Annotated in this window: 8 protein-coding genes and 1 pseudogene; 2 read left to right on the plus strand and 7 right to left on the minus strand. The window is 69.8% G+C overall.

Annotated elements, in window-relative coordinates:
* Nucleotides 1-15: 15 nt before the first annotated feature.
* The 6 genes from I2487_RS02160 to leuC all read right to left on the minus strand — a co-directional run bounded on the left by I2487_RS02160 (nt 16) and on the right by leuC (nt 6775).
* The gene (locus I2487_RS02160) at nt 16-1164 is read right to left on the minus strand and encodes a D-alanine--D-alanine ligase family protein (RefSeq protein WP_207171039.1); all 1149 of its coding nucleotides are present in this window, start codon (nt 1162-1164) and stop codon (nt 16-18) included.
* 3 nt (nt 1165-1167) lie between these two features.
* Entirely contained in the window at nt 1168-2187 is a 1020-nt protein-coding gene (locus I2487_RS02165) for an NAD(P)H-dependent glycerol-3-phosphate dehydrogenase (protein WP_207171038.1), read from the minus strand.
* On the minus strand, nt 2184-3194 hold the full coding sequence (locus I2487_RS02170; RefSeq protein ID WP_345941303.1) for a lysophospholipid acyltransferase family protein: 1011 nt from the start codon (nt 3192-3194) through the stop codon (nt 2184-2186). Before I2487_RS02170 ends, I2487_RS02165 begins: the two co-directional genes overlap by 4 nt.
* 24 nt (nt 3195-3218) lie before the next feature.
* On the minus strand, nt 3219-4541 hold the full coding sequence (gene murA / locus I2487_RS02175; protein WP_207171037.1) for a UDP-N-acetylglucosamine 1-carboxyvinyltransferase: 1323 nt from the start codon (nt 4539-4541) through the stop codon (nt 3219-3221).
* Nucleotides 4542-4686: 145 nt separating this feature from the next.
* The gene (gene leuD, locus I2487_RS02180) at nt 4687-5286 is read right to left on the minus strand and encodes a 3-isopropylmalate dehydratase small subunit (protein WP_207171036.1); all 600 of its coding nucleotides are present in this window, start codon (nt 5284-5286) and stop codon (nt 4687-4689) included.
* A 55-nt stretch (nt 5287-5341) separates the two neighbouring features.
* Nucleotides 5342-6775, minus strand: coding sequence for a 3-isopropylmalate dehydratase large subunit (gene leuC / locus I2487_RS02185; protein WP_207171035.1), 1434 nt, complete (start codon nt 6773-6775; stop codon nt 5342-5344).
* 118 nt (nt 6776-6893) lie between these two features.
* Between leuC and I2487_RS02190 the strand changes: the two genes are divergently transcribed.
* Together I2487_RS02190 and I2487_RS02195 are read left to right on the plus strand one after the other, a co-directional pair.
* A complete protein-coding gene (locus tag I2487_RS02190; RefSeq protein WP_518523687.1) occupies nt 6894-7811 on the plus strand; it encodes an IclR family transcriptional regulator in 918 nt (305 codons plus the stop codon).
* A 54-nt stretch (nt 7812-7865) separates the two neighbouring features.
* The gene (locus I2487_RS02195; RefSeq protein ID WP_207171034.1) at nt 7866-9206 is read left to right on the plus strand and encodes a UDP-glucose dehydrogenase family protein; all 1341 of its coding nucleotides are present in this window, start codon (nt 7866-7868) and stop codon (nt 9204-9206) included.
* 20 nt (nt 9207-9226) lie between these two features.
* Here I2487_RS02195 and I2487_RS02200 read toward each other — a convergent pair.
* Nucleotides 9227-9740: pseudogene (locus I2487_RS02200) on the minus strand (thiamine-phosphate kinase); the annotation flags it as partial.

Raw genomic sequence — 9740 nt, forward strand, 5'->3', positions numbered from 1 at the left:
CTGAGCCTGGCAGGCTCAGCGCAGCCCGGCGGGGCGCTGCAGGGCCAGTGAGATCAGTTCGGTGATCAGTTCGGTGTAGCCGATCCCGGTGGCCTTCCACATCTGCGGGTACATGCTGATCGGGGTGAAGCCGGGCATGGTGTTGACCTCATTGATGATCACGTCCCCGCCGGTGGTGTAGAAGAAGTCCGCCCGAGAGATCCCCTCCGCGCCCAGGGCATCGAACGCGAGGACGGCCTGGCGGCGGATCTCCGCGCTGACCTCCTCGGGCAGCTCGGCCGGGCAGGAGAGGTCCGCGGCCGCGGCGTCGGTGTATTTGGCGGTGAAGTCATAGAACTGGTGCGCCTCGGAGCCGTCGTGGACCACGATCTCACCCAGCAGCGAGGCCCGGGCGGAGGATCCGTTCTGGGATCCGAGCACGCCGCACTCGATCTCCCGACCGTCGATCCCCTGCTCCACGATCACCTTGGGGTCGTGCTTGCGCGCCTCGGCGATGGCGTCCTCGAGCTGCGCGTGGTCCTCGACCCGAGTGATCCCCATGGAGGAGCCGGCCCGGGAGGGCTTGACGAACACCGGCAGGTTCAGCTCGCGGATCCGTTCCAGCGCCTCGGCCGGGTTCTGGGTCCACTGCCGGTCGGTCACGGTGACCCAGGGTCCGACGTTCAGGCCGGCGGCGGCGAAGGCGATCTTCATATAGTGCTTGTCCATGGCCAGCGCAGAGCTGAGCACCCCGGCGCCGACGTAGCTCAGTCCGGCCAGCTCGAGCAGCCCCTGGATGGTGCCGTCCTCGCCGAACGGGCCGTGCAGCAACGGGAAGACCACGTCTACGTGGCCCAGGGCGGTGGAGCTGCCGTCGGCGTGGACCTCGAGCAGCTCCGCGCGGCGCTCGGAGGAGCCCGCGGGACCCGAGTGCAGCTGGACCGTGGACTCGGTGGGCAGCACCCGCGGCAGCTCCTCGCCGCCGAAGCCGTGGCTGCGCGGGTCGGTGACCGGGCGGGTCCACTGCCCGGTGGCGGTGATGCCGATGGCCACGACGTCGAAGGCCTCGGTGTCGATGGCGCCCAGCACTCCGGCGGCGGTCACGCAGCTCACCGAGTGTTCGGAGGACTGTCCGCCGTAGAGCACGAGGACGCGGGGTTTCAGGACAGGGTCACGCTCGACCATCGATCATCTTCCTTCGGCTTTGAGGTCACGGGCCAGCAGCAGCGAGGAGAGCCGGTCCACCGGCAGCACGCCGTCCAGGACGGCCACCACGGCTTCACAGATCGGCATCTCCACCTCGTGCTGGCGGGCCAGCTCGACCACCGCGGAGCCGGACTTCATGCCCTCGGCGGTCTGGGAGAGCTGGGCGGTGGCTTCTTCGGCGGTGAACCCCTCGCCCAGGAGTCGGCCGGCGCTGCGGTTGCGCGAGAGCGGGGAGGCGCAGGTCGCGACGAGGTCCCCGAGCCCGGCGAGGCCGGAGAAGGTCTCCAGGCGTCCGCCCAGCTCGGTGGCGAGCCGGGTGGTCTCGGCGAGGCCGCGGGTGATCACCGAGGCCTTGGAGTTGTCGCCGAGCTGCTGCCCGTCGCAGATGCCCACGGCCAGGGCGATGACGTTCTTCACGATCCCGGCGATCTCCACCCCGATGACATCGGTGTTGGTGTAGGGCCGGAAGTAGGCGTTGTTGCACAGCGCCGCGACGCGTTCGGCGGTCTCGGTGCTGGTGCACGCGACCACCGAGGCGGTGGGCTGCTCGCGGGCGATCTCCATCGCCAGGTTGGGTCCGGAGACCACCACGATCCGCTCCGGCGCCACGTCGAGCTCGGCGCCGATGACCTCGGACATCCGCAGGTCGGTGCCGCGCTCGAGACCCTTGATCAGCGAGACCAGGATCGCGCCGTCGTGCAGGTTCTCCCGGACCACCTGCAGCTGGGAGCGCAGCGACTGGGCCGGCACGGCGAGCACGACCACCTCGGCGTCGCGCACCGCCTCGGCCAGGTCGGTGGTGGCGGTGATCATCGCCGGCAGGCGGGTCTCACCGAGGTAGGTGGTGTTGGTGTGGGACTCGGTGATCTCGGCGGCCACCTCGGGGCGGCGCGCCCAGAGCACCACGGCGGGCTCGGAGCCGCCGAGCACGGCGGAGTCGGCCATCACCTTCGCGAAGGTGGTGCCCCAGCTGCCGGCGCCCAGCACGGCGATCTTGGTCACGGCTGATCCTCCTGGGCCTCGTCGGGCTTGTTGGTCTTGGGCTGGTCGGTCTGCGGGCGTTTCGCCTCGGGCTTGTCGGTCACGGGTTGGTCTGTCGCGGGCTGGTCTGTCACGGGCTGCGGGGTCGGGGCGCTCCCCGCCCGGGGTGCGCGGCGGGGCTGTCGGCGCGGCACCCGTTGACGCAGGCCGCGGTCCCAGATCTGCTCGGGGGGCTCCTGCCCGCGCAGCGCGGCCACACCCTCGGTGAGCGCGGCCTCGATGCGTTCGGTGGCCTCGGTGAGCACCGAGCGGGTCATCGGGCCCCCGCGCAGGTCGCTCAGGTCGATCGGCTCCCCCACGGTGAGCTGGTAGCGCTTGCGCGGGAAGAACTTCGGGACCTTCGCATAGGTGCCGAAGAGCTCCTGGACACCCCAGTGAGTGATCGGGATCAGCGGGGCACCGGTGCTCAGCGCGAGCCGGGCGGCGCCGGTCTTCGCGCGCATCGGCCAGCCCTCGGGGTCCCGGGTGAGAGTCCCCTCGGGGTAGATCATGACCGCGCCGTCGGCCGCGAGCACCTCCTTGGCCGCCTCGAGCGAGCGGCCGGCGTCGGTGCGGCTGTCCCGGGAGACCGGGATCTGCTTGAGCCCGCTGAACACCTTGCCCAGCACCGGGATGCGGACCAGCGAGTCCTTGATCAGGAAGTGGAAGGTGTGGCCGCTGCGGTAGACGGCATGGGCCACGATGAGTGGATCGACCTCGCTGACGTGGTTCGCCACCACGATGAACCCGCCCTGCGGCAGCGTCTCCAGCCCGTGCCATCGCCGGCCCAGGGCCAGGTTCAGCGCCGGGATGCAGACCGCCGCCGCGGCGGAGAAGCCCAGCCGGGTGCCGCGACCCACGGTGTAGTCCGTGGTGTCCGGCCCCGCCGGCGCGGTGGGCTCAGACCGGCGGCGGCTCGAGCCGGATCTGCGGCGGCTCGAGCGGCCTCGGCCCTCGACGGGTGCTGGGTCGCTGCTGTGATCGGTCACAGGGATAGACCCTACCGGCCCGACTCAGCGTTCGGACATCACGACATCCGCACCCAGGTCGCCGAGCTTGTCCATGAAGTGCTCGTAGCCGCGGTTGATGACCTCGATGCCGGTGACGGTGGAGGTGCCCTTCGCCGCCAGCGCCGCGATCAGGTGGGAGAAGCCGCCGCGCAGGTCTGGGACGTCGATCTCGGCGCCGTGGAGCTCGGCCGGTCCGGAGATCACCGCGGAGTGCAGGAAGTTGCGCTGCCCGAAGCGGCAGGGGCTCGAGCCCAGGCACTCGCGGTGCAGCTGGATCGAGGCGCCCATGCGCTGCAGCGCCTCGGTGAAGCCGAACCGGTTTTCATAGACGGTCTCATGCACGATCGAGACGCCGTGCGCCTGGGTCAGCGCGACCACCAGCGGCTGCTGCCAGTCGGTCATGAAGCCCGGGTGCACGTCGGTCTCGAGGACCAGCGGCTTCAAGGCATGCCCGGCGTGCCAGAAGCGGATGCCGTCGTCGTCGACGGCGAACTCGCCGCCGATCTTGCGGTAGGTGTTCAAGAACGCGGTGAGATCGCGCTGCGCGGCGCCCTTGACGTAGATGTCGCCCTGGGTGACCAGCGCGGCCGAGGCCCAGGAGGCGGTCTCGTTGCGGTCGGTGATCGCCCGGTGGCGGTAGCCGGAGAGCCGGTCCACGCCTTCGATGCGGATGGTGCGGTCGGTGTAGACCGTGATGATCGCGCCCATCTGCTGCAGGATCGCGATCAGGTCGTGGATCTCGGGCTCCACCGCGGCGTTCTCCAGCTCGGTGATGCCCTCGGCGAGCACGGCGGTGAGCAGCACCTGCTCGGTGGCGCCCACGGAGGGGTAGGGCAGGGTCAGCTTCGCGCCCTTGAGGCCGCGCGGCGCGGAGATATGGATCCCGGTGGGTGACTTGTCCACCACGGCGCCGAAGTTGCGCAGCACCTCGAGGTGGTAGTCGATCGGGCGGTCACCGATCCGGCAGCCGCCGAGGTCGGGGATGAACGCCTCCCCGTGCTGGTGCATCAGCGGGCCGCAGAACAGGATCGGGATCCGGGAGTCCCCGGCATAGGCGTCGATCTCGGAGTGCGCCGCGCTGTAGGAGTCGCGCGGGTCCAGGGTCAGATCATTGGTGATCGGGTCGGCCTCGACCTTGACGCCGTGGATCTGGAGCAGGTTGGTGACGATCTCGACGTCTTTGATCGCCGGGACGTTGCGCAGCTGGGAGGGTTCGCTGCCCAGCAGGGCGGCCACCATGGCCTTCGGCACGAGGTTCTTCGCACCACGGACGTGGACGGATCCCTCGAGTGGCTTTCCACCCTGGACGGTGAGCAGCTTGGCCATTGGACTGGCGGTCCCTTCTTCGACAAACGTGGAATGTAGCTTTGCCACTGTAACCACATCTGCTGGGATCCCTTCCCAGTTCCGCCGGCGGCGCAGGCAACAATTCGGTCAAGACCAGGCCGCCACCAGGTGGCATCGGGCGTGGTCAGACCTTTGCTGGCAGGGTTTTCGGCTTGAATCCGGGACGGTTCGCCTCGAACGCCTCGACGTGTGATTCCTCGCGCAGTGTGAGCGAGATATCGTCGAGCCCCTCCAGCAGCCGCCAGCGGGTGTAGTTGTCGATCTCGAAGCTGGTGTCCACCGATCCGCAGTGCACGGTGCGGTGGATCAGGTCCACGGTGACCTCGGTGCCGGGGTTGTTCTCCAGCTCCTTGAAGATCAGCTCGACGTCGGGCTGTGCGACCTTCGCGGCCAGCAGGCCCTGCTTTGCCGAGTTGCCGTAGAAGATGTCGGCGAAGCGCGAGGAGATCACGGCGCGGAAGCCGTAGTCCTTCAGCGCCCAGACGGCGTGCTCCCGGGAGGACCCGGTGCCGAAGTCCGATCCTGCCACCAGCACCGAGCCGTGCTTATAGGCCGGCTGGTTCAGCACGAAGTCCTGGTTCTTGCGCCAGGAGGAGAACAGCGCATCTTCGAAGCCGGTCTTGGTGATCCGCTTCAGGTAGACCGCGGGGATGATCTGGTCGGTGTCCACATTGGACTGCCTCAGCGGGACGCCGACGCCGGTGTGCGTGGTGATGGGTTCCATGGTGACTTTCTGTCGCGGGCGGTGAACGCTGGCGGTGCGTGTGCGGTGCGCGAGCTCAGGCGGAGACGAGCAGGTCGGCAGGAGCGGAGAGGGTGCCGCGGATCGCGGTGGCGGCGGCCACCACCGGGGAGACCAGGTGAGTCCGGCCGCCCTTGCCCTGTCGGCCCTCGAAGTTGCGGTTCGAGGTGGAGGCGCAGCGCTCGCCTTCGGCCAGCTGATCCGGGTTCATGCCCAGACACATCGAGCAGCCGGCGAAGCGCCACTCGGCGCCGAACTCCTTGAACACCTTGTCCAGCCCCTCGGCCTCGGCCTGCAGCCGGACCTTCGCCGAGCCGGGGACCACGATCATCCGGATCTCCGGATCCTTCTCGCGGCCGGCCAGGATCTCCGCGGCGGCGCGCAGATCCTCCATCCGGGAGTTGGTGCAGGAGCCCAGGAAGACCGTGTCCACCCGGATGTCCTTCATCAAGGTGCCCGGCTGAAGGTCCATGTAGGTGAGCGCGCGCTCGGCGGATTCGCGGGCGACGTCGTCGGTGAAGTCGGTAGGCGCCGGGACCGCGCCGTTGAGGCTCACGCCCTGGCCCGGGTTGGTGCCCCAGGTCACGAAGGGGTCCAGGGTGTCGGCGTCGAGGACCACCTCGGCGTCGAAGACCGCGCCGTCGTCGGTGCGCAGCGAGTCCCAGTACTGCACCGCGGCGTCCCAGTCCTCGCCCTGCGGGGCGTGCGGGCGGCCCTTGATGAACTCATAGGTGGTCGCGTCCGGGGCGATCATCCCGGCTCGGGCGCCGGCCTCGATGGACATGTTGCAGATGGTCATCCGCGCGTCCATGGAGAGCTCCTCGATGGCGCTGCCGCGGTATTCCAGCACATAGCCCTGGCCGCCGCCGGTGCCGATCTCGGCGATCACCGCCAGGATGATGTCCTTGGAGCTGACTCCGGGGCGCAGTGAGCCGTTGACCGTGACCGCCATGGTCTTGAACGGTTTCAGCGGCAGGGTCTGGGTGGCCAGGACGTGTTCGACCTCGGAGGTGCCGATGCCCATGGCCAGGGCGCCGAAGGCCCCGTGGGTGGAGGTGTGGGAGTCCCCGCAGACCACGGTCATGCCGGGCTGGGTGAGTCCGAGCTGTGGTCCCACCACGTGGACGATCCCCTGGTCGGCGTCGCCCAGGGAGTGGATCCGCACGCCGAACTCCTCGGCGTTGGCGCGCAGCGTGTCCACCTGCTTGCGCGAGATCGGGTCCGCGATCGGCTTGTCGATCTCCAGCGTCGGGGTGTTGTGGTCCTCGGTGGCGATGGTCAGGTCCGGGCGGCGGACCGGTCGCCCGGCCAGGCGCAGACCCTCGAAGGCCTGCGGGCTGGTCACCTCATGGACCAGGTGAAGGTCGATGTAGAGCAGGTCCGGGGACCGCTGACCGTCGGACTCCTTGCCGGGGACGACGACGTGATCGCGCCAGACCTTCTCAGGCAGTGTGAGTGGCTTATTCGCCATGGGATCCTCCTGGTGGACTCACTCTCTACAGAAGCACCATTGGGCGGTGGCTTCTATACCGCCGGGCGCAGGTCTCATTATCTGAGATCGCGGGGGCGATTGCCAGTATCATGGGCCCATGCCCGCTTCGCCCTATTCTCCCCGGCCCGGTGAACAGTATTCGCCGCAGACCTCACGTTCCGCCGCAGGTGCAGGCGGTGGTCCGCGCCGGATGGTGGCGCAGAAGCTGCCCCCCGCCGACGCCGGAAGCCGATCAGGCCCCACGCTGCCCCCGGACCCGCCGCGGCCGCTGCATTCGCCCTCCGGGATCGGGGTGGTGGACAAGTCGGTGATGATCATGGACGCCCTGGAGGCTGGACCGGCCTCGCTGGCCCAGCTGGTGGAGTGCACCGGTCTGGCCCGGCCCACCGTGCACCGGCTGGCCAGCGCCCTGGTGCACCACCGGTTCCTCAGCCGCGATGTGCGTGGACGCTACGTGATCGGGTCCCGGCTGGCCGAGCTGGCCTCGGCCGCCGGCGATGATCGGCTGGTCACCGCGGCCGGACCGATCCTGCTGCGGCTGCGCGACGCCACCGGGGAGAGCTCGCAGCTCTACCGCCGGCAGGGTGACGCCCGGGTCTGTGTGGCCTCCGCGGAGCGGCCGATCGGTCTGCGCGACTCGATCCCGGTGGGCACCCAGCTCTCGATGAAGGCCGGCTCCGCCGCCCAGGTGCTGCTGGCCTGGGAGGACCACGAACGCCTGGTGGAGGGTCTGCAGGGCGCCCGGTTCACCCCCACGGTGCTGGCCGGGGTGCGACGGCGCGGCTGGGGCGAGTCCCTCGGTGAGCGGGAGGCCGGGGTCGCCTCGGTCTCAGCCCCGGTGCGCGGACCCTCGGGACGGGTGCTCGCAGCGGTCTCGATCTCCGGGCCGATCGAGCGGCTGACCCGTCAGCCGGGGCGGCAATACGCCGGCGTCGTGGTGCAGGCGGCGCATCAGCTCACCGAGCTGGTGCGCAAGAACCCCGACGCCGCGGAGCATGGTCTGGGCGAGCAGTAGCCCAGGCACACCGACCTGGGCGCATTTCCCAGGAATCTCGATCCGACGCTTAGGATGAAGGGCGTGATTGAGAATATTAGTGTCATCGGAACTGGCTACCTCGGCGCCACCCATGCGGCATGCATGGCAGAGCTGGGTTATAACGTCCTGGGTGTGGACATCGACCCGGAGAAGATCGATTCGCTCTCCCGCGGTGAACTGCCCTTCCACGAACCCGGCCTGCCGGAGCTCATCCGCAAGCATGTGGATTCGGGCCGGCTGCGCTTCACCACCGACCTCGAGGGGGTCGGTGCCTGGGCCGACGTGCACTTCATCGCCGTGGGCACCCCGCAGCAGGCCGGCGGCACCGGCGCGGACATGACCTTCGTCAACGCCGCCACCCGCTCCCTGGCTCAGTCGATCAGCAAGGACGCCCTGATCGTGGGCAAGTCCACCGTCCCGGTGGGCACCGCCCGGCGCCTGGCCGCCCTGGTGGAGGAAGAGTCCGCCGAGGGTGTGCGCGTGACCCTGGCCTGGAACCCGGAGTTCCTGCGTGAGGGCTTCGCCGTGGAAGACACGCTGCGCCCCGATCGGCTGGTCGTGGGCACCGCCGACGCCGCCGACGAGGCCGTGCTGCGCGAGGTCTACTCCGAGGCGCTCTCCCGGGAGACCCCCTGGATCAGCACCGACTTCGAGACCGCGGAGCTGGTCAAGGTCGCCGCGAACGCGTTCCTGGCCACCAAGATCTCCTTCATCAACGCCTTCGCCGAGGTCACCGAGGCCGTGGGCGGCAACATCACCACCCTGGCCGACGCGATCGGCCACGACACCCGGATCGGGCGCAAGTTCCTCAACGCCGGGGTCGGCTTCGGCGGCGGCTGCCTGCCCAAGGACATCCGCGCGCTGCAGACCCGGGTGGGCGAGCTCGGCCTGGACCACACCATGCGGTTCCTCGACGAGATGGACCAGATCAACCTGCGCCGCCGCGAGAAGGTGGTCACCCTGGCCGAGCAGATTCTGGACAACGAGCTTGCCGGCAAGCGGATCGCCGTGCTCGGCGTGGCGTTCAAGCCGCTCTCCGACGACGTCCGGGACTCCCCCGGGCTCGACGTGGCGGTCCGGCTGTTCAGCTCCGGCGCCGACGTCGCGGTCTATGACCCGGAGGGCAACCGCAATGCGGCCAAGCGCTTCCCGCGTCTGGGCTATGTGGACTCGCTCACCGAGGCGGTCACCGGCGCGGACCTGGTGGTGCTGACCACCGAGTGGAACGAGTTCAAGGCGCTGACTCCGGGGGACCTCGAGTCCCTGGTGGGGCAGAAGCAGTTCATCGACGCGCGCAACGTGCTGCGCGCCGAGGACTGGGAGACCGCCGGGTGGCGCTTCGCCCAGCTGGGCCGGTTCTTCCACCAGGCCTGAGCCGGGCACCGCCCGCAGGGTCAGCCCTGCAGCGAATCCCATCCCGTGTCATCGATGGCGCCCGTGAGGAGAACCTCGCGGGCGCCATCGGTGTCTGATCCCGCCTGATCGGTGCGCTCGAGGATCTCCCCGACCTTGATGAACCCCTCCGGCAGCCTCGCCTCGGCGCCGAAGCTGGCCAGCAGCTCGTAGTCCTCTCCCCCGGCGGTGACCCACCGCAGCGCCTCGGCCTGCGCCTGCGCCTCCGGAAGCCCCAGGGCTGCGGCCGCCGGGAGCAGCGCGGCGGCCTGTTCGGTGAGTGCGCCCTGATCCAGACGGACCCGCACGGACGAGGCGCGGGCGAGCCGTCCGGCGTCGCGCAGCAGACCGTCGGAGAGGTCCAGCCCGGCGGTGGCTCCGCGGCGCAGCGCCTGGGCGCCGGTGCGCAGCCGCGGGGCCGGGGCGATCTGGGCGTCGCGCAGCCGGGACAGCTCCGGCCCGGGGCACGGATGCCCGGCCTCGAGCAGCGCGAGTCCGGCTGCGGCCGCACCCAGT

The sequence above is a fragment of the Nesterenkonia sp. E16_10 genome (genome assembly GCF_017347085.1).
Classification (GTDB): Bacteria; Actinomycetota; Actinomycetes; order Actinomycetales; family Micrococcaceae; genus Nesterenkonia.

What these genes read in the sequence shown, in the direction of transcription:
- murA (WP_207171037.1), bottom strand. Translation starts at nt 4,541, where the DNA reads ATGGCCAAGCTGCTCACCGTCCAGGGTGGAAAGCCACTCGAGGGATCC.
- leuC (WP_207171035.1), bottom strand. Translation starts at nt 6,775, where the DNA reads ATGGCGAATAAGCCACTCACACTGCCTGAGAAGGTCTGGCGCGATCAC.
- leuD (WP_207171036.1), bottom strand. Translation starts at nt 5,286, where the DNA reads ATGGAACCCATCACCACGCACACCGGCGTCGGCGTCCCGCTGAGGCAG.
- I2487_RS02190 (WP_518523687.1), top strand. Translation starts at nt 6,894, where the DNA reads ATGCCCGCTTCGCCCTATTCTCCCCGGCCCGGTGAACAGTATTCGCCG.
- I2487_RS02195 (WP_207171034.1), top strand. Translation starts at nt 7,866, where the DNA reads ATGAAGGGCGTGATTGAGAATATTAGTGTCATCGGAACTGGCTACCTC.
- I2487_RS02160 (WP_207171039.1), bottom strand. Translation starts at nt 1,164, where the DNA reads ATGGTCGAGCGTGACCCTGTCCTGAAACCCCGCGTCCTCGTGCTCTAC.